Origin of the sequence: Hymenobacter sp. HSC-4F20, assembly GCF_019599275.1 — a bacterium.
Classification (GTDB): domain Bacteria; phylum Bacteroidota; class Bacteroidia; order Cytophagales; family Hymenobacteraceae; genus Hymenobacter.
This window is the reverse complement of the sequence record NZ_JAHZTD010000006.1, coordinates 29,290-49,845: the sequence shown is the minus strand read 5'-3', so window position 1 is coordinate 49,845 and position 20,556 is coordinate 29,290. Positions and strand designations below refer to the sequence as shown.

Below are 20,556 nucleotides of genomic sequence, written 5' to 3'. Positions count from 1 at the left end.
CTGTTTGCGTAGAATATGCAAGCGTAAAGAACAAAGTTCAAACAGGTTTCCCAGATATTTATAGTGGTTTCATCTACAATTAGGAGCACAGAAGATTCATAAAGAATGTAAAATACCCAAAGCGTAACGTGAATGCACGTTTGGCGGAATCTCTGTGAATAGAAAAACATTATTTTGTAAATTTCCTGGTACGGCTTGTAGTTTAGGTACGCGCCTGTTGCTGCTTAAAGATAGTAGAATATGTTTGACCGGATTATTGTGTTTCCCTTGCTAGTGCTACTGACAGAGCAGCTTGCTGAAGGATCTACTTTGTATGGAAAACAGAGCTCTGCTTGCGTAGCTGCCTTGTCGGGAAAGGTGCGGGCGCTTGATGCCAGCAGCAGCGTCTGGTGAATAGAGGGTAGCAGCCCAGTGAAAAGAAGAGGTGTTGTTATCCGGCTGGGGGCCAGTTCGGGGAGTAGTACCTGCGGATGCCATTACGCGGCTCTTTTCTAGACGGCACTACCCACTGGTGAGGCTTACGGGTGTGTGCGAAACGTGCTGATCAGCACCAGCCGTAGCAAGTAGCCCCCGCGTAGCGACGGATTTCTGGCGCGCTGCGCGAGTTGGTCTCGCAGCAGGCTTCCCGTGCGCTCAAGCCCAGTATTGAGGTAACAGTCTGCTGTACAAAGGCAAGTGGCCCGGTGTCAGGAACCAGGTCAAGAAATCACCACCAGGCTGGCTAGGGTAGGAGCCCACCAGCGCCGTGCTTTTCGCGAGCCGGTAAATACCACGATAACCCGGGTTAGTACAGAGGGTAGCCGGGTTGGTGTAATAAAAAACAACAAGTTCTTTCAACCATCCATCTTTGGATCATCAACAACGGTAGCACAGCTAACGGCTACTGCACTTCGAAACCTGTTCCTTTATTACCCCAACCAATCATGAAAGCATCTTCAAAACCAACTGCCCTTAGCCTCCGCAAAACCACCATCAGCAAGCTGAGCCCTGCCAGCGCCAAGCATAGCACGCTGGCAAAAGCTAAGCCAACGCCTGCATATTTTACAACCGTTTCATCACTGGCTTTTTAAGTAATATATGTGTTAAAATAAATACCACTACTATTTCTACGCAGCAAGCTTAAAGGGCACCGAAGCAGCAAGCCTATGGTGCCCTTTTTGCGTGCCCTGTACTTATCTTCTGTTATTTTTTGAAGCTTTTACCTACTTCTGGAAGCCTCTACTATACTACTCTGGCTCTGCTACTCTTGCTGAATACGTACACTATTAGTCATGCCGAAATTAGAGGATATTAACAGCTGCTTGGAGAAAATACACACAATCGTTCAGAACGAGCGGTCTGAAGACGTATGTAGTGAGCAAAAGCAGGGTTTGATAGTATATTATTACCTGCGCTACAAGCTGTACGGCGAGGCTTCTGATGCGCGGCAGATAAATCAGCTGTTAAGTGAAGTAATAGATGAGATTTTAACTGGCTTTACGGAGCTAACAAGCCTTCATGGATTCCTTATCGTGAATGACTTGCTGCACGATAAGCTGCTGAACGCTGAGGTGACAGGTAAAATCTATCAGCTGGATACCTTTCTGGCCAGCCAGATTGCGCTATCAGGCGAAGCTATTAGCCTAAACCCGTTCCAGGGAGTAATCGGTATTGTTCACTACTTCGTAGAGCGCCTACCTAATCCTGAGGTGGAGAAATGCTTGTGGCGGCACATTCCCTTGGTGCTGGAGCGGTTTGCACACCAGTATCCGCACCAGGCAACGAAGGGCGCGGAGGTAGGGCTGGGCATGATAAATGGAATTACGGGAGTACTGTTTGTGCTACTGAAGCTCTGCGAAAAAGGCTTATACGTAAATGATATAAAGGCAATTATTTACTGCAGACTAGCCCACATGATTTCTTGCCGACAGGAAATAGACTTTTTCGCAGAGAGATTTTCCTTGTTTCCTGAGGTAATACAGGCCAATACTGGTGAATGTGTTTTTGGAAGAAGAATGACGTGGAGTGACGGGGACTTAAACAAGTCACTCTTCTTGTATAAGGCTTGCAACATATTTCAGGATGCTAAATTCGAACAGGTAGCTAACCTGGTAGGACTGAATACATTGTTGCGTAAAACCAAGAAGACCACTGCGGTTCGCCGCGCTTGTTTTTATGCCGGAGCTGCGGGAGTTGCGCAAACCTACCGTAGCCTGTACACCATGAGCCAGCAGCCCGCTTACCAGGAAGGCTACGCGTATTGGATTAAACGTACCGTAAAGCTCCTGAAGCAGGAAATAGAAGCAGAATATTATCAGGCAAAAGCCCTGGACCTGTTCCGTGGCCTGATTGGCTCGGCCCTGGTCTTGCTTGACTACCTGTTGCAAACTCCCTCTGCCTGGAGCAAAACCCTGTTGCTCTAACCCTCGCTAGGTCAAGTACCGCGCAGTTCTACTCACAGAATACTTTCCGATTCTTCTGGGTTTGGTACTCCCGATAAATAAAATCGTAAATCACTAGCTCGTGCAAGCGTTGATTGTCGGGAATTAAACGGTTGAGAAGCATATGGATGTGGCTGGCTAACAGGTTGTCCAGCGGAATACCGAGCTGCTTGTTTTCTGCTTGGTGAACCAGCTGGCCCACTAAGCTTCGCGTCAGCTCGGTACGTCGACTGATGGGAAAGAAGGGGGAGTAGTCTTCGTCTTTGCTTGCCTCCGGCAGGCTGCCGCTTACTAGCTGCGTGATACGCCCTTTGTGCTGACGGTATTTCGCATCGATTTGCAGCTTAAGGCTCTTATCTACCTTAAACTCGTTTCGAAACGCCTCCGTGGCGCGCTGCATAAGCAGGGCTTTCTGCGGGAGCGAATAGCCAAAGGAAGCCAGCAGCGCATCTATTGACTTTATTCCCCACAGCCACCGAAAGTCTTCGTCATCAGTCAGGTATTCGAGCGCGGCCAGAGTAGCTTCACTATCCCGGAAAAACAGTTCCTCGGCTAAAGCAATAGAGGCTTTGCCGTACCGCTCTAGCTCACGCTGATACGTATCGGTTTGAGTTTTCCAGATGTAGCCACTGGCGACCAGGGGCTCCAGGTAACGGTTAATCAGCAGGATAACCTCGCCTACGCGTTGCGTATCCGGCAAATGGAACCGGACTCGCAAATGGGTATCCGGATCTGCGTAGCGAATAAAAAACCACTGGTCTAGTAGCTGACGAGCCAGCAGCTCATCGACCAGGGGCTTTATAACTTCCAGCAGAATTCGGTCGGCAGCTTTAACGCCACAGTACAGCTTATAATAGAGCCACTCTGACCCCAGCCCGAACTCGCGTTGCTTGTTGCCGGGGTAGGAGTCTGGGGTTGCCTTTACCCGGGGCGCATATACCGCCGCGGTATTGGTCAGCAAGGCCACAAACTGCCCGACGTAGGGGTTGCCGGCCCTGTCTCGTACGCAGGCTTCCGCAGGGGTAAACAGGAATTCCCGGAGCGTAATGGCGTCACACTTTCTGATGGCACTACGCCATGCATGCACAGTAAGCGGGTTATCAGCATCCACTAGTAGCTCATTATCGCCCTCGGTGAGGGTAAAAAGCTTCGGCAGATGCCACTGCTCCCGAAATGCGGTAAAGCAGGAGCTTACCTCCGCGTCCGGGCAGGTAATAAGATTCTGAACATCCGGATAGGAGAAGTGCCACGTGGCCAGGTGAAGAATTACCTTGCCGTAGGTAAGGCGGGGGAGAAATTTGGTAGCCGCCGCTGGCTGCCACGTAAGCGGTAAGGAAGTGTGCTGCCCCTGCGCTTGCAGGTCGCAGAGGAAGTTATACACGGGCAGGGAGCGGTAGCGGTAATTGTGCGCAGTGCTCAGGCGCGGAACCACCACCTTACGGAGCCTTTTTGAGCGCAGTACCACAACATTATCCTCCACTGAAACCTGCAGATCCTGCAGGGGAATTTGCGCTTCTTCGGGCGCCCCCGACTTGGTCAGGTAGGGAATTTCGTATTCCCGGAAGGAAGGCCGGGTGATGATGTTCCCCAGGCGACTTTCCGGCAAATGGCAAATTTCCGCGAATACAACCTCCGGGTTGTGCTCCTGCTCCAGAGTGGTGATATCCCGCGCAATATCCTGTAGCTGCGGGTCGGCATACGCGAAGCGCCCAATAAGATTAACGGCGCTGGAGCCGCCCACGTGCTCACAAAGAATGGTCTGGGGGTTGACCACGCGGAACATAACGGCCAGGGAGGGAGGAAGCGAAGCCTCGGCCTGAAGGGGCGCCAGCTCCTCGCGCGTTAGCTCTACAGTATAGCGCCCCTGCTGCTGGGCCTCTCGTAGTTTGTTTTCTAGCAGTAGCTGGGCCGGCCGCTGGTCCAAAACGCGCCCAGGCTGTTCGGCCAGCGGCAAAATCAAATCTTCCGTTAACGGGGTGTAGGCATGTTCTCCGTACTGGGCGTATTTGATGCCGCTTTCCGGGTCCAGTACTTCCAAGAGCGGACGTTGCTGATCCCCGTAACGCTCATAAAACTTGGTTTTGAACGCCGTAAGCGCCTCGGAGGCCGGGGGGGCAGCCAAACGAGCCAGGGCATCTATGGCGGCAGTTAGCGAAGCCTGGATATCCCTCGATACCGTATTCTCCGTGAGAGCGACAAACTGATCTACCTGAAAAAGCTTGTCTTCTTCAAAAGGGGCCCCTAACGTAGCTAACAGGTCAGTAATCCGGGCGTAGTGGGCTACATCATTGACGGGCTCGGAGTCCAGGTGGTGCAGGTGCGTTGCTACTTCCCGCAGCGCCTGAGCAACTGCTTGAATTCGCTCTTCGGGCTGAGCGGCCAGTATGCGTTCCAGCACCTCTTGTATATGGGCAAAATAGCCCTTTCCCGTGACCGATGGCTCCAGTTCACTTACCAGCAACTGAGCCGCAATGATGGCATCCGTAAACGATGTGGCTTCCTCCCAGGTCGTATCCGGTAGGGCCTCCAGCACAGTCCGGGCTATTTCCGCGCGACGCAGGCCGGCGGTGCTTCGGGCAAGCACCAGGCGCAGATGAGGCGAGGCCTCTACCGAGCTAACCTGCGATAACCGGTTTATATCACCCGGATCGTACTCGGTGTAGCGGAGTTCATTTCCGATTTCGTACAGGCTGGAGTTGGGGTAATACCGGAGCCTGTCGGTGATGCCCGCCTGTTGTTCCAACTGCTGGGTTAAGGAACACAGGTATTTCATATCCAGGCGCGTATGCCGGATGGGGCGGGCCGTATCCCGGACGATGCCGGTGTGGTCGGCCCACTGTACCACGGTGCAACCGGCAAAAAGCCCGAAGGGCGTACAGCGGCTCATGCTCCGGCAGTAGTACTTCACTACCGACAGCAGCAAGCGAGTAGACTTGTCTGGGGTACTGAGCGGCTCGTTCCGGTGTTTCAGGCACGCCGCGTGCAGAGCAGGAGAGGCCAGATAAAGCGACTCCATAAACCGCTCATCGGCCATACACTCTTCCACGAACTTCTGATCGAACTCGCTGGTGAAAGGCAGGGCGGGGGTGCGCAGGATTAGTTTAGGATAGAAAGATAAGGCTGGCATATCGGCACTGCAGGGAGGATGATAACGCGGGCTAATAGTAGTGAATTTGTAACGTAACTGCTGCACTCACCCCGCGCCTGCCGCCAGGTTCCACGCTCTACCCTCTACCCTACGGGCCGGCACCGGGGCTTGCGAGCCTACTGCTCACAAGCCTCCTCCGCAAACAAGGAAAACGGGCGCCGCTGACCAGGAACGTATTGGCACCCGTGAAGGCGGGGTTAGTCTAGCGCATCCCCAGGTTGGTGTAACGTTTTTTCACATCTCTGCGGGGGGTAGCACCTTTAACCATCGGAAGTACACTAGCTCTCCGTCCGCCGCGCCCAGCGCACGGGCTACATGGTAGCGCTACAACGGATCTTTTGTAGGTGTGCTGGCCGGTTAGTTCCCGGCGTCCTCGTTGCACCCGTCTGCGCCCGATCCGCTCCTTGTCTGCCGGGCCACCTATGCTACCGCGTCAAAAAAGGCAGGACGTACTGCTGGCCTCTGCCGGGTAGCAGTGGGAGGCCGGGGCGGTATAGTACCCAGTACGCTCTGGATAATTTTTATACGATAAAGTCACATTAAAGGCTGTAATTCAATGAATTCAATTACCAAGCTTCATGTATTGCTACTCCTGCTGCTGGTACGTGTGGTGCCGGGCTTTGCGCAGCAGGCCGGTAGCATCAGTGGGAAAGTGGTCGATGGCAAAACGCCTATTCCCTACGCCAACATTGTGCTGTTTGCGGATGCGGCCAAGCAGCAGCAGGTGCAAGTAGCCGCCACGGACGACGACGGAAAATTCGTGCTTGACAATATCGCGCCCGCTACCTACACGCTTGTCATCTCCTTTATTGGCTACCAGGCGTTCGAGAAAGCAGTGGCCGTTGCCGATAAGCCGCTGGCCTTGGGCGAACTACCCTTGCAGGTAAACAGCAAAGTTCTGGGCGAGGTCACGATTACGGGGCAGCGGAGCAACGTTGAGTTCCACATCGACAAGCAGGTAGTCAACTTCACTCCCGAAATGCTGGCCGGCACGACCACTGCCTCCGACGTGCTAACCAAAGTACCGCAGATCAGTATGGACGCCACCGGCCGGGTGAAGCTGCGCGGCGACGCCGGCGTACGGGTGCTCATTGACGGCAAGCCCACCATGCTGAGCACGGCCGACGTGCTGGCTACCCTGCCCGCGGGCAAGCTGAAGAAGGTGGAAATCATCACGTCCCCCTCCGCCAAATACGACCCGGAGGGAGCCGCCGGCATTCTCAACATCATCACCCAGCAGCAGAACAAGGCGGCTACCGAAGGCTTGGTGAATGTGGGAGTAGGCCTGAATAAGAAGTATAGTGGGCTGGCAAAGCTGGATTATAGCTATGGCAAGTGGAGCAACTACGCTTCCCTGAGTTTCCGCCACGAGGACCGCCCTACCCAGACCAGCCGGCAGTACTATGTCGAAAATGCCCTCAAGTTTACCTCGCTCTACAAGGAAGCCGAAATAGAAAAATTCACGAATGCGGAGATTGGCACGGATTACAAAATTGATTCCCTCTCCACAGCTTCCCTGAGCTACCAGTTTTCCTACCTGGACCGGAATACCCCTTCCACGTACCGCCAGACGGGGGAGTCGGTGCGGAACACGGGCGCGGGCAACGTGCTGTTCACCACCAGCGAAAACAAGGTCCGCGCCGGCTACGCCCGCAACGCGGAAAAGAACACGGTTGGCGTTGATTTTATGTACGCCTGGGGCATCGTGGATATCAACTCCAACAATACCCTGCGCAGCCAAAGCAACACGTTGCTCAACAGCTACGCGCTGGCCAACCAGATCGACTATTTCTTCTTCGACTACGACGTAAGCTACAGCCGTGCCCTGAGCCAGTACTGGAAACTTGATTTGGGCTATTCCGGGGAGGAGGTTCGTTTCGGCAACGCGTTTAGCAGCGTCATAGATAACGCCCGCAATGACCTGAACTACAACTACAAGGAAAGCATTCAGGCGGTATTCTCCCTGTTTTCCTACGCCAAAGGCAACTACAAGGCCCAGCTGGGGCTGCGCCTGGAGAATGCGCTGCAGGAAATCAGCAGCATTCCGAAAAAGCCCTACGTGAACCTCTACCCCAGCCTGACGGTGGAACGCAAGCTGGACGATTCCAAGTCGGTGGTGCTGAACTTCAGCCGGCGCATCTCCCGCCCCGACCCCTTCCAGTTTGCCCCCTTTGTTCGCTACGACAACGTAAACCAGCGCAGCCAGGGTAACCCCCTGCTCAAGCCCGCCTACGCCAACGTAGTAGAGCTGAACTACCTCTACGCCAACGACCGGTATAACCTGAAGTCGTCCGTGTTCCTGCGCAACAGCCAGGATGTGATTAACAAAATCATCGTGCAGGAAGGCGACCTGACGACGGTTACCTTCGACAACATTGATGAAGTGAACATGGTGGGGGCCAGCGTTAGTGGGGAAGCAAACCTGCTCACCTGGTGGGGCCTGAATGGCGGCGCCGAGGCCTTCTACAATCAGATTTCGGATGACCAGTACACCTACGGGCGTCGCAAGAGCGTGTACTCTGTCCTGAAGCTGAACTCCGTCTGGACGGTTAAGAAAAACCTGCAGCTGCAGGTGAACAGCAACTATACCACCCGCACCTTTGAGGCCCAGCGCAAGCTGCTGCCCTTCTACACGGCGGGCGTAACGGCCAGCATGACAACGCTGAAAAAGCGCGGCAATGTCTCGTTCCGGATAGATAACCTGGTGTACAGCGGCAGCCGCAGCTGGATTAACGCGCAGCCCTACCTGATCTGGGAACGGTACGAAGCCCAAAACCCGGTGTACCGGCTGAGCTTCTCCTACAAGTTCTGAGTTCTTTCCTCCGCCTGCGTGGGCCGCGCGCCCACGCAGGCGGAGGAACGGCATCCTACCGGTCGCGCGCCCTGGGGGCGGAGGCTCTAAGGAACCGTAGCAACCTACAATACAGCTGTTCGCCTTCCTTCCCGTGTTCTAATGTCTAGCTATCAAGATACCGAACTAAAGCGTCCCTCTGTCACGCAAAAGCTTATCTGGCGCGACCAAGCGTTTAATTGTAACTCCCCTAAATACAATATTGGCGGCTACGCCCTTCTGCAAGGTCCGCTGTGCGCGGCTACCCTGGAAGCCTCTATCGTGCAGGTGCTGAAAAGCCAGCAGGTGTACTCGTCTGTATTCGAGGAGAAAGAGGGCGAGCTGTTTTACACGGTGCAGGACGCGGCCCCGGCCTACCGGCTGGCCCGGCTGGACTGCTCGGCGGAGCCCGACCCCATGGCCGCCGCCAAGCAGTGGATGGACCAGGAGTTCGGGCAGTGCTTTGAGTTGGAAAACCGCCACCTGTTTACGTTTCAGCTGCTGAAGCTGGATGCCGAAACGCACCTGTGGTACGCCAAAATTCACCACCTGATCGGCGACGGCTGGTCGTTCAGCCTGCTGCTCAATGCCATGGCTGCCTTCTACCGTAGCCTGCGGGAAACCGGGGCCGCCGAGTACACGTGCTACTCCTACGAGCACTACATCCAGGATGACCAGGCGTACTACCTCTCCCAGCAGGCCGCCGACGACCGGGCCTACTGGATGCAGCAGTTTCAGGGCTACACGAGCCTATTGCACCAGAAGAACACAATCAGCTACGCCCGGAAGGCGGCAAGCAAAACCCTGGCTCTACCCAAGGAAACCTACAACGGCCTGAAGGAAGCCGCTGACCGGCACGGGGTATCGGTATTCCAGCTCATCCTCGGAAGCCTGCTCCTGTATTTTGGCAACACCCAGCAGCAAAGCACCGTCGCCATTGGCATGCCCGTGCTGAACCGCACCAACAAGCTATTCAAGCAAACGGCCGGCGTGTTTATGAACCTGCTGGCCGTGCGCTTTACCCTGGACGAGGATGCTTCGCTGGCAACCTTGCTCAGCGGAGTAAAGCAGAAAATGCGGGAAACGCTGCGCCACCAACGCTACCAGTACGGCAACCTGGTGAAAGACCTGGCCCGGCAGGGAGAGCGGGCCGGCTTATACGACATCCGGGTTTCGTACGAGGAATTTGATTTCACCTCTTCTTTCGGGGACGTGCGCTCCAGCGCCTTCGCCTTGTCCAACTACTGGGAAGAAGACCCGCTTTCCATCTACGTGCGGGGCTACCACGACGACGGCGTTGACATTCGGTTTGTCTTCAACCAACAGTACTTTGCCGCGGAAGAAATCGACCTGCTCATCCGGCGCCTGCAAACCATCTTCCGGATCTTTAGCGCCGATACCAGCGCGCTAGTACGCCACGTCAGCCTGGTAGATGCCGAAGAGCAGCGGCTGCTGGAAGCGGCGGCGGTGGGGCCCGTACGCCCCCGGGAGCAGGATTCCTTTGTGGCACTGTGGCAGGCCGGCCTCGCTACCCACGCCAACCGGATAGCTATTTCCAGCCCAGGCGCGCAGCTAACCTACCAGCAGGTAAACGAGCGGGCCGTGGCCGTCGCGCACGAGCTGACGCGTTGGGGCCTGCAGCCGGGCGACACGGTGGCCCTGCTGCTGGAGCGCTCCGAGTGGATGGTAGTGGGCATGCTGGCCAGTATGCTGGCCGGGGTAACCTACCTGCCCCTGGACCCGGCCTACCCCGAGACGTTGCTCCGTTACATGCTGGAGAATGCCGAGTGCAAGCTGGTGCTGAGCGGCAGTCGGCTTCCCGTGCCGTGGTTGCCACCGGTGGAGTGCCTGGCAGTGGACGCCTGCCCGCCCGCCGCGGATGCGGCCGGCCAGCTGCTGCCGTTGCCCGGAGCCGGTAGTATGCCCCATACGCCGTGCTACATCATTTACACCTCGGGCTCCACGGGCAACCCCAAAGGGGTGGTTATTTCCCACGGCGCCCTGCTGGATTACGCTCTCAGCTTCACGGAGTATTTCAACGTAACGGCCCAGGACGTGGTGCTGCAGCAGGCATCCATCAGCTTTGATACATCGGTGGAGGAAATCTTCCCGGTGTTGGCCGCTGGGGGCCGGCTGCACATCCTACCCGCTCCCAAAGACCTCGATGCCCTCAGCGCGACCCTGGAGCAGGAGGGTGTTACGCTGCTAAGCACCAACCCCTACGTTATTGCCTACCTGAATACCCAGGAACTGCCCGCTTCGCTGCGGGTGCTCATTAGCGGCGGCGACGTGCTGAAACCAGAGTACATTTCCCGCGTGGTGGGCCAGCCCGTGGCGCTCTATAACACGTACGGCCCCACGGAAAGTACCGTGTGCGCTACCTACCATAAGGTAGAGCGCCTGGAGCCGAACATTCCCATTGGCACGCCCCTCTACAACCGGGAGGTGTATGTGTTGAATGAGGCCCGGCAGGTTCAGCCCGTGGGCCAGGAGGGAGAGCTTTACATTGGAGGCGCCGGCTTAGCTGAAGGCTACCTGCGCCAGCCGGAGCTTACCCAGGAAAAGTTTGTGCCGCACCCCTTCCAGCCCGGCCAAAAGCTCTACCGCACCGGCGATGTCGGCTGCCTGCAACCCGACGGAACCCTTCTGTTTAAAGGCCGGATAGATAACCAGCTCAGCTTCCGGGGCTACCGCCTGGAAGCGCACTACATCGAGTCGGCCATCAATGCCCAGCAGCCGGGGCTCGACAGCATCGTGGCCGTGCGCCACCTCCAGGGCCACCCCATGCTGGTGGCCTTCGTGCAAAGCCCACGCCCCCTTGCGTATACGCTCCCAGACTGGCGTCGCCTGCTCAGCACCAGCCTGCCCGCCCACATGATTCCGGAAGTATGGGTGCAGCTGGAAGCATTTCCTCTCTTGCCCAATGGCAAAGTCAACCGCAAGGCCCTGCCCGAAATCCACGCGGGTATGCTGGCGGCCGAGTCCCGGCCCACAGTTGCTCCGCAGAACGCGCTGGAAGAAAAGCTGTGCCAGCTCTGGTCAGAGGTGCTGAACCAGCCCGCCGTGGGAGTTCTGGATTCCTTTTTTGAGTTAGGCGGACACAGCCTCAATGTCATTCAGTTGCTGGGCCGGCTTCGCACGGAGTGCAACGTGTCCTTGCAGCTACAGGATATTTTCACCCATCCTACCATTCGGGAGCTGGCCCCGCTGCTAGTGTCCACGCGCCCCGCCTTAGCTCCGCTACCGATAAGCCCGCACCATGGGCCAGCTGCCGCGCGCTACCCGCTCACCCACGCCCAACAGCGCATGTGGCTGGTCAGCCAGGCCGAGGAAGTTTCCCGTGCCTACCACATATCCGGGGCGCTGCGTCTGCAGGGCGAGGTAAACGCCGCCTGGACGGCCGAAACCCTCCGCGACATGGTAAGCCGGCACGAAGCCCTCCGCACCGTCTTTCAGGAAGACAGCACCGGTGAGGTATACCAGCAGGTGCTGGCCCCGGAAGAAGTGGCCCCCAACGTTCTTACCTGTTACGACCTGAGCACCGAGCCTGACGAAGCGGCCCGGCACACCCTGCTGCGGGAGGTGCTGTACCGCCCGTTTGAGCTGACAACCGGGCCCCTGCTGCGCGCTGCGCTGATTACCCTCGCCCCCGCCGACTACCTGCTCGTGTACGTCATGCACCACATCATCAGCGACGGGTGGTCCGTGGAGGTGCTGTTCCGGGAGTTTATGGCCGGCTACCGTGCCCGCGCCGCCGGGCAGCCCGCCGCCTTGCCCGCGCTGCCTATTCAGTTCCGGGACTATGTGCGCTGGGCCCGGCAGCAGGAACAAACGCCCCAGCCCGCCGACGAAGCCTACTGGCTAGGCAAGTTCGCGGAAAAAGCCCCGGTACTGGATTTGCCCACCCAGCACCCCCGCCCCTCGGCCAGAACCTTTAGCGGGGCCGAGGTAGTGCTGCCCCTGGCCGGAGAGCTGCAGCAGCGGCTGCAGGCCGTGTGCGAGGCGGAAGGAGCCACGCTCTTTATGGGGTTGTTTGCCTTGCTGAACGCCACCTTGTTCCGCTATACCGGCCAGGAGTGCACCGTTATCGGGACGCCGCTGGCCAACCGCGAGCAGCCCGAGCTTCAGCAGCAGGTTGGGCTGCTGCTGAACGTGCTGGCTATCCGCACCGAGTTCAGCGGCCGCCAGTCCTTCCGCGAGCTGTTGCAAGTGCAGAAGCAGGAGTTGCTGCAGGCCTACCAGCACCGCAGCTACCCCCTGGATAAACTCCTCGACAAGCTGCCGTACGCCCTGGAACCCAGCCGCTCGCCCCTGTTTGATATCATGCTGGTGCTGCACAACCAGGCAACGCTGAGCCACTTGCACCAGCCCAGCCCTGACGCCAGCCTTCCCGGTGTGGCCGTTACGCCTTACCAGGAGCTGCCGCGCGAAAGCAGCCAGTTTGATATGGCGTTCGGCTTTTCCTATACCCCCGACGGGCAGGGCCTCAGTCTGGCGCTGGAGTACAACACGGGGCTGTTCAGCGACTGGTTTGCTCGGCAACTGGCCTCCCATTTTATTGCGCTTGCCGAGCAGGTTGTAACTCACCTCGATACGCCCATTGAGACTCTCGACCTGCTCTCGGCCGCCGAGCGGCAGCTGCTGGCCGGCCCTGGGCCGCTGCCAGCCCCCGAGCCGGCCCCTACCTCGGCGGTATGGGGCTCGTGGCTGGCTAACTGGGAGAACGATACGCCGGAAGCTACCGCTGTTGCCTCCGGCCGGCAGTGCCTGAGCTACCGGGAGCTGGCGGCCGAAGTCCGGCGCACTGCCCACTACCTGCGGGAAGCGAAGGGCGTGCGCCCCGGCGACCGGGTAGGGGTCATGCTGGACCCCTCGGCCTGGCTGCCCGTGGCCATGCTCAGCATCTGGATGGCTGGTGGCGTATACGTACCCATCAATCCGGCCTATCCGGAGGCCAGAAAGCAGCTGATTATCGCCGACGCCGAATGCCGGCTCGTGCTTACCGCTACGGAGTGCCTGGAAAGTGCGGGGTACTCCGCGGGGGCGAGCCTGGCGTGGCAGCCGTGGCCCACGGCCTACCTGCTCTACACGTCCGGTACCACGGGGCGGCCCAAAGGGGTAGCCGTTGGGCACGCGGCCCTGGCCGACAAGCTGCAGGTAGAGCTGGAGCTGCTGGGGCTGGCTGAGCCCGTGCACACCATCCTGCTCACGAATTACAGCTTCGATGTTTCCCTGCTGGAGCTGCTGCTACCGCTGCTATCCGGCGGCAAACTGGTAATCCCCGATCCGCAGCTGCTCCTGCAGCCACAGGAGTTGGCCGGGGTTCTCGCCCAGGAGCAGGTGCGGGTGCTGCAGGGCACGCCCACCTTCATCGAGACCTTCTGCCAGCACCTTTCCGCCCCCCTCTGCGCCTCGCTGGCGCGGTCCCTGCGCGTATGTTGCATCGGGGGGGAGTCCTTGAACAAGAAGCTGGTGGAGCTGCTGAAAAGCAAGCTGCCCACCGTACGGCTCAACAACCACTACGGCCCCACGGAGGCGGTAATTGATGCCGTAGTAAACCAGGACGTGCGGCACTTTGAGCGCAACATCATCGGGCGGCCCCTGAAAAACACCCGGGCGTTCGTGCTGGACAAGCAGCGCCACTGCGTACCGGCGGGTGTTATCGGGGAGCTGTACATTGGCGGGGCCAGCCTGGCGGAGGGCTACGTGAACCTGCCGCAGGAAACCAGGGAGAAGTTTGTGGACAGCCCATTTGCGGCCGGCGAGAAACTCTATAAAACGGGCGACCTGGTAAAGTGGGACCATGCCCTACAGTTGGAGTTTATCGGCCGCGTTGATGAGCAGGTAAAAATTCGGGGACTGCGAATTGAGCTAGAGGAAATACGCCGCGTACTGGAGCAGGCTGAACAGGTGCAACAGGCCGCCGTGTTCTGCCACCAGTACGCCGGGCAACCCCAGGTGCTGGCCTTCCTGCTGATGCCGGCGGCCGCATTGGATACCGCCGGCATTAAACAGTACCTGCGCACCCAGCTGCCGGACTACATGGTGCCCAGCGTGCTGACCCGGGTAGAACACATTCCGCTCAACAAAAACGGCAAAGTAGACAAAACAGCCTTGCTTGCCCAGGTCGACGTGACGGCCGGCAGCACAGAGCGGGTAGCCGCTACCACCGAAACGCAACGAATGCTGGTGCAGCTATGGGAAGAGCTGCTGGGCCGGCCCCAGCCGGGCATCACCGACAACTTTTTTGATGTCGGTGGCAACAGCATGCTGCTGATGAAGCTGCGCATCGCCCTGCAGCAAACCTTTGGTGTGCAGCTCAGCATTAAGGAGCTATTTAAGCTGGTAACCATTGCACAGCTCGCCGAAGCCCTGGAGGTGGCCGCCTGGCTGCAAACCGACTATCAGGATATTACTCAGGAGCTTACCGAAGAATTCACCATCTAATTCCACTCCACTATCAACCAGTCTACTAGCAAGATGAAGCATTATCTAAGCCTGGCGGGCCTGGCGAGCCTGCTGCTCGCGTGGGTGTGGGTAAGCCAGTCAACAAGTTGGGGCGGCAACTCCGCGGCCAACATTGCGGCCTATCACGGGGGCATTCTTTCGCTACAGGAACCCGCGCCCACCCCGGTGCTTACGCTGCGTACGCCGGTGCAAGCAGCTCAGGTGTACGTGGATACGCTGGCTATTCCGCATATTTTTGGCAAGGATGCCCCGGCCGTTGCGTATGCTCTGGGGTATATGCACGCCAAAGAGCGGTACTTTCAGATGGAGCTGCTCTCCCACGTGGTAAGCGGCCGGCTGGCCGAGATGGTGGGGGAATCGGGGCTGGGCTCGGACAGGGAGTGGAAGCCGTTTGAGTTCGAACGCAAAGGCGAGCTGATATTAGATAGCCTGCGCGCAGCCGACCCCGCCCTACACGCCTACCTGAGCGCCTACAGTCAGGGGGTTAATGCCTACCTGGGCCAGGAAGCTCCCGCCCAGCGCGACCCAATGTACCTGCTCTTCGGCCGCTCTCCGCAAGCCTGGAAGCCGTACTATTCCTTTCTGCTGCAGTGGTACGTGGCCGCCCAGCTTTCCTACTACGATGATTACATCGATAAGCAGGAGCTGCTGGACAAGCTGCCCGAGCAGGTGCGCCGCATGCTCTACCCCGACTATCCTACCAACCACGACCTGATTGTGCCAGCCAGTGCCGGGCCGGCGCGCGCCCCCCAGCCGGCGGCTGGCAACGCCGTAGTAGCCGTTTTTCGGCCGCAGCAGGCCAATACCTTCGCCACCCGGCCCACCACCAAAAGCTTAGGCAGCAACAACTGGGTAGTGGGGCCGCAGCGCACGGCCTCGGGCAACGTGCTGCTCTGCAACGACCCGCATCTGGTGCTGACCTCACCCAATATTTTCTACGAGGTGCAGCTCCAGTGCCCCAGCTTCCACTTGTACGGCTACACCATTCCGGGCATCCCGATGGTGCTTACGGGCCACAGCAACCGCATTGCCTGGGGCGTAACCAACGGCAGCTGGGACGTGACCGAGCAGTACGTGCTGCGCCTCAACCCCCAGGATAGCACCGCCTACTGGCTGGATGGGCGCTGGCAGCAGATGCAGACCAAAGACTACCGCCTGCAAGTGAAAGACGGCGCCGACGAGGTAGAGCGGGTGGAGTACTCCGTGTTTGGCCGGGTAGTGCGGAAAGGCCCGCTGGTATACGCCCTGCGCTGGCACCCGCAGTACGGCACGCAAGCCGTGCAGGCCCTGTGGCGCGTTATGCAGGCCACCAACTGGCAGGAGTTCCGCACGGCCTTGCGCCACTACGACTATCCGTCCCAGAACTTTGTGTACGGGGATGTGGACGGCAACATCGGGGAAATTAGCGCCGGCCGGATGCCCATCAAGCCTGCCCGGTACGCGGGTGGCATGCTGGATGGCACTACCCGTCCCATCCAGCGCTACGTGCCCTTCGACTCGTTGCCGCAGGCCTACAACCCCAGTCAGGCCTACCTGTTCTCGGCCAATCAGGAACCGCAGCGCGGCCGCTATTACTACGCCGCGCACTGGTTCGAGGACCTGTACCGCCCGCGCCGCATCCGGACGCTGCTCCAGCAGGGCTCCGCTCTCACCAAGGATAACATGATAGCCATGCAGCAGGACGTGGTCGATTTGTCAGTGTCTGATCTGAAACAGCTGCTGCAGAAGTATACTACCCCCCGGGAACGGTCCGCTACTTGGCAGCGGCTGGCCCAGTGGAACGGTACCCTCGATGCCACAACGAAGGAAGCCCTCTTCTATAAGTGCTTTCGGCGCAGTGCCGCGCTGACGGCTAAAAAACTAGCCGATCAGCTGCACGTCAAAACTGCGCCTTCTTTCGACCAGCTGCTTAATTTTCTGCTTAAGTACGAGGCCTTGCCTGTGGCCACGGGCAAGATCCGGAGCAACGCGGTATTTCGCCGCATGATGGCCCAAACGGATTCACTCTACCAAACGGCCAGCGCCCACCAAGCAGCCGAGGGCGCGGCGTCCACCGACCTTACCTATGACTTCTCGGTAGCGCACATATCCTCGCTGCCCGGGCTGGAAATGCCGGTGCGCGGGGTAGGCGGCAGCGAGAATACGATCAACGTGAACTACGACGCGCATTCCGTGATTCGGACCGTGGTGGAGATAGGGCCCCGGGGCGTGGCCTCGTGGATGATAACCGGAGGAGGGCAAAGCGGCCGCCTAAACTCCCGGTTCTACGGTCAGCAGCTTGGCGCCTGGAAGCAAAACACCGTCCATCCGACGCAATTCGTTTCCACACCGGCAGAGTTAACGTCTATTTCTCAGCAAATCCATTTCGTTAAACACTAACTTCTATGCGGTATAACAACCTGTTGCCCTTGTGTGGGGCTCTGCTGGTCATCCATATGGGGCTGCAAGGACCAGAGCTGCTGGCCGCCTGGATGCTGGTGGGCGTAAGCAGCGCGTTCTGGTGGAAGTCGCCTGGGTTTCTACGGGCCGTAGTCGTGAGTGAAATACTAATAGCCCTGGGGTATGGCCTGTTGATAAGCGGCCGCCCCCAACTCCTGTGGCTAACCCGCAACTCCTCCCTGCCCTCGTTGGCCTGGCTGGCTATTCCTATGGTCTTCAACCTGCTCTCCTCCTGCATCTGCGTGGGCATTCCGTACGCCATTACTACCCGCCTGCGCCGGTGGCGCCGTTCGCCGAAGGTATCAGGCAAAGAGCCTGCATATGCGGCCCCCCGCCACCTGAGCAAGCAGGCCGTGTAAGCGCGGCCAGGCCGCTGACTATCCCTTGCTTAGAGCACCTGGTGCAACTAGCAGCGCCGGTACTTCGCCCAGCAGCCCAGGCGCCTCGGCGGGACGCGGCACTGGTGCTTGCCTTGGTATAGCTGCCCGTGGTATGTTGTGGGCTTTCCCATACCGCGCTCAGGCAAGAAATGGCGCTGATCCTTGGATACGGGGCGAAAAAGAACAGAATACGAGGGCCGCTACCACCAGCCCGCTCAGGGGTACCAGCAGTTCAGCGGTACCGTTAGTGGGTAGCAGAGGAGAAGCCGCGTAGGCGCAGCGAGTTGGTGAGCACCGATACAGAACTCAAGGCCATGGCGCCCGCCGCCAGCATGGGCGAAAGCAGCACCCCGAATACGGGGTACAGGAGGCCGGCGGCCACCGGAATACCCAGGGTGTTGTAGAGAAACGCAAAAAACAGGTTTTGCCGGATGGTGCGCATGGTCTGCCGGCTCAGCTCAATGGCCGTCACTACCCCGCCCAGATCCGAGCGCATCAGCGTGATGCCGGCGGCTTCCAGGGCTACATCGGTGCCCGCGCCAATGGCCAGCCCGACGTCGGCCTGGGCCAGGGCGGGGGCGTCGTTGATGCCGTCGCCGACCATGGCCACTACCCGGCCCTGCGCTTGCAACTCCCGGACCTTGCTGGCCTTATCCTGGGGTAGTACCTCGGCAAAGAACTGCTGAATCCCTACCTGCCTGGCGACCTGGGCGGCAGTCTGCGGATTGTCGCCGGTCATCATCACTACTTCAATGCCGTGCTGCTGCAGGCGCTGAATTGCTGCCGCCGAGGTGTCGCGTACGGTGTCGGCCACCCCGAGCAGTCCCACGGCCTGCCCCTCTACGGCCACATAAAGTACCGTCCGGGCCTGGGCCAGCAGCTGCTCGGCCGGCGCCGTCAGCTCCGGGGGTAGCGCAATGCCTTCCTTGCGGAGCAGGCCCTGGTTGCCGATAAGTACGGCCTGCCCCTGCACGCTGGCAGCGGCTCCGTGTCCTTCCACAGCCCGGAAGTGAGTAGCGGCCAGGGCCGGCACCGACTGCTGCTCGGCGTAGCGTACCACGGCCTGGGCCAGCGGGTGCTCCGAGAGGCGCTCCACAGCGGCTGCCACTTGCAGCAGGCGCGCGGCAGCCTGCCCCCTTGCGGCCACCACTTCCGTTACGGTGGGCTCTCCGCGGGTAATGGTACCGGTTTTGTCCAGCAGCACCGTATTCACCTGGTAGGCCTTTTCCAGGGCTTCGGCAGAGCGAATCAGCACGCCGTACTGGGCTCCCTTCCCGGTGCTCACCATAATGGCCGTGGGCGTAGCCAGCCCCAATGCGCAGGGACAGGCAATGATCAGCACAGCCACAAAGTTGACTAAGGCCAGCGGCAAGCGTACGTCCACTGGGGCCAGACTAAACCAGAGCACAAACGTGAGGAGAGCTATAATGACCACCGTGGGCACGAAGATGGCGCTGACTTTGTCGGCCAGGCGCTGAATAGGTGCGCGGCTTCCCTGCGCGTCTTCTACCAGCTTCACGATCTGGGAAAGCCTAGTGTCTGCCCCCACTTTGGTTACGCGGAAGCGGAAAGACCCGGTTTTATTGAGCGTGGCCCCGAATACCGGGTCGCCCGCTTTTTTCTCCACGGGCAGGCTCTCGCCGGTTAGCATAGCTTCATTTACAGCAGAATAGCCGTCTTCCACCACACCATCGGTCGCTATTTTCTCCCCGGGACGCACCACTACCACGTCGCCGAGTTGCACTTGCTCAAGGGGCACGTCTACTTCCAGGCCACCGGGGCGTACTACCCGGGCCGTTTTGGCTTGCAGGTCCAGCAAGGCTCTAATGGCGGCCGACGTTTGGGTTTTGGCGCGCATCTCCAACACTTTGCCCAGTAGAATAAGGGCAATGATGGTGGCAGTGGTATCATAGTACACCTCGGGCGGGATGCCCCGGCGCATAAACCAGCCCGGCACCACCGTAGCTGCCAGGCTGTAGAGAAATGCCGCCCCGGTGCCCAGGGCAATGAGGGTGTCCATGGTGGCGGCCCGGTGCTGGAAGCTGTTCCAGGCCGAGGCGTAGAACTCCCGCCCGCAGTACAGCAGCACGGGCAGGGTAAGCAGCAGCAAGAGGTAGTTGATAGCCTGCATGGGCACGCCTGGCAGCAGGCCCGGCCACAGCATGAGCATACTCAGCGGCATGATACCCCCCGCCAGGCCGGCCGCCACCCAGAAGCGGCGGGTAAGCCGGCGGTAGGCTTCGGCCTTCTGCCGGTCGATTTCGGCTTGGCGGTCGGCGGCAAGGGTATTGGGGGCGCGTTCCAGCACGCCGTAGCCGGCCTGTACCACGGCTTCTTTCAGGCTGGCCGGAGTAGCCTGCCCGGGCAGGTAGTCTACCGTTGCTTTTTCGGTAGCAAAATTGACCACTGCCCGCTGTACGCCGGGGGTGCGGCTAAGCGACTTCTCCACGAAGGAGGCGCACGAGGCACAGGTCATGCCTTCGATGTCGAGGGTTTCAGTTTGGGTGACGGGTTCCATAAAAAGGCGTACTCAGGGCAGTTGCGGCCAGTTCAGCCCGGAGAAATGAGGTCCCTGGGTACGCTACAAAGAAACAGCCTGCAGGGGCCAGTGTTGGTACGGAATCCTTTCGGAATCTTGCAAAATTTGTGCGCGGAAGAGGAGGGTAAACGGTGGTAGCTCGGGGTAGCCAGCCGGCCCGGTTCGAGCCGATCTAGCCGGAAGTATACTAACTGGCTGACGCCCCGCAGCACGAGGCACTGATCAGCCGCTACCGTAGAGGTTGTTGCCGGTTCTACGGGGCGGTCGGCGCAGCCATTAGGGCATCTTTTATCGGGGGCGGGGGCCGGTTGCGGGTTGATAGGGCGCTGGCG

General features: G+C 59.0%; 8 protein-coding genes. 6 read left to right on the top strand and 2 right to left on the bottom strand.

Translation table 11 applies throughout. The features are described 5' to 3' along the window. Positions 1 to 923 precede the first annotated feature (923 nt). Together K3G63_RS21335 and K3G63_RS21330 are read left to right on the top strand one after the other, a co-directional pair. Positions 924 to 1,070, top strand: a complete 147-nt coding sequence (locus tag K3G63_RS21335) for a hypothetical protein (protein WP_220616176.1) — start codon at positions 924 to 926, stop codon at positions 1,068 to 1,070. Between the two features lie 201 nt (positions 1,071 to 1,271). Then, the gene (locus K3G63_RS21330) at positions 1,272 to 2,402 is read left to right on the top strand and encodes a lanthionine synthetase LanC family protein (protein WP_220616175.1); all 1,131 of its coding nucleotides are present in this window, start codon (positions 1,272 to 1,274) and stop codon (positions 2,400 to 2,402) included. A 28-nt stretch (positions 2,403 to 2,430) separates the two neighbouring features. On the opposite strand, the gene K3G63_RS21325 is transcribed toward K3G63_RS21330, so the two are convergent. Continuing rightward, complete coding sequence (locus tag K3G63_RS21325) at positions 2,431 to 5,547, bottom strand: lantibiotic dehydratase (RefSeq protein ID WP_220616174.1); 3,117 nt, start codon at positions 5,545 to 5,547, stop codon at positions 2,431 to 2,433. Positions 5,548 to 6,124: 577 nt separating this feature from the next. Here K3G63_RS21325 and K3G63_RS21320 point away from each other — a divergent pair. The 4 genes from K3G63_RS21320 to K3G63_RS21305 all read left to right on the top strand — a co-directional run bounded on the left by K3G63_RS21320 (position 6,125) and on the right by K3G63_RS21305 (position 17,664). Then, entirely contained in the window at positions 6,125 to 8,380 is a 2,256-nt protein-coding gene (locus tag K3G63_RS21320; protein WP_220616173.1) for an outer membrane beta-barrel family protein, read from the top strand. Between the two features lie 141 nt (positions 8,381 to 8,521). After that, positions 8,522 to 14,845, top strand: coding sequence for a non-ribosomal peptide synthetase (locus K3G63_RS21315; RefSeq protein ID WP_220616172.1), 6,324 nt, complete (start codon positions 8,522 to 8,524; stop codon positions 14,843 to 14,845). 33 nt (positions 14,846 to 14,878) lie between these two features. Further along, positions 14,879 to 17,245, top strand: coding sequence for a penicillin acylase family protein (locus tag K3G63_RS21310; protein ID WP_220616171.1), 2,367 nt, complete (start codon positions 14,879 to 14,881; stop codon positions 17,243 to 17,245). Between the two features lie 5 nt (positions 17,246 to 17,250). Further along, complete coding sequence (locus K3G63_RS21305; protein ID WP_220616170.1) at positions 17,251 to 17,664, top strand: hypothetical protein; 414 nt, start codon at positions 17,251 to 17,253, stop codon at positions 17,662 to 17,664. Positions 17,665 to 17,929: 265 nt separating this feature from the next. Here the strand turns inward: K3G63_RS21305 and K3G63_RS21300 are convergent, their stop codons facing one another. Further along, a complete protein-coding gene (locus K3G63_RS21300) occupies positions 17,930 to 20,203 on the bottom strand; it encodes a cation-translocating P-type ATPase (protein WP_220616169.1) in 2,274 nt (757 codons plus the stop codon). Positions 20,204 to 20,556 lie beyond the last annotated feature (353 nt).

Excerpts from the sequence above, each read along its gene's own strand:
- K3G63_RS21335 (WP_220616176.1), top strand. The coding sequence starts at position 924 with ATGAAAGCATCTTCAAAACCAACTGCCCTTAGCCTCCGCAAAACCACC.
- K3G63_RS21330 (WP_220616175.1), top strand. The coding sequence starts at position 1,272 with ATGCCGAAATTAGAGGATATTAACAGCTGCTTGGAGAAAATACACACA.
- K3G63_RS21325 (WP_220616174.1), bottom strand. The coding sequence starts at position 5,547 with ATGCCAGCCTTATCTTTCTATCCTAAACTAATCCTGCGCACCCCCGCC.
- K3G63_RS21320 (WP_220616173.1), top strand. The coding sequence starts at position 6,125 with ATGAATTCAATTACCAAGCTTCATGTATTGCTACTCCTGCTGCTGGTA.
- K3G63_RS21315 (WP_220616172.1), top strand. The coding sequence starts at position 8,522 with ATGTCTAGCTATCAAGATACCGAACTAAAGCGTCCCTCTGTCACGCAA.
- K3G63_RS21310 (WP_220616171.1), top strand. The coding sequence starts at position 14,879 with ATGAAGCATTATCTAAGCCTGGCGGGCCTGGCGAGCCTGCTGCTCGCG.
- K3G63_RS21305 (WP_220616170.1), top strand. The coding sequence starts at position 17,251 with ATGCGGTATAACAACCTGTTGCCCTTGTGTGGGGCTCTGCTGGTCATC.
- K3G63_RS21300 (WP_220616169.1), bottom strand. The coding sequence starts at position 20,203 with ATGGAACCCGTCACCCAAACTGAAACCCTCGACATCGAAGGCATGACC.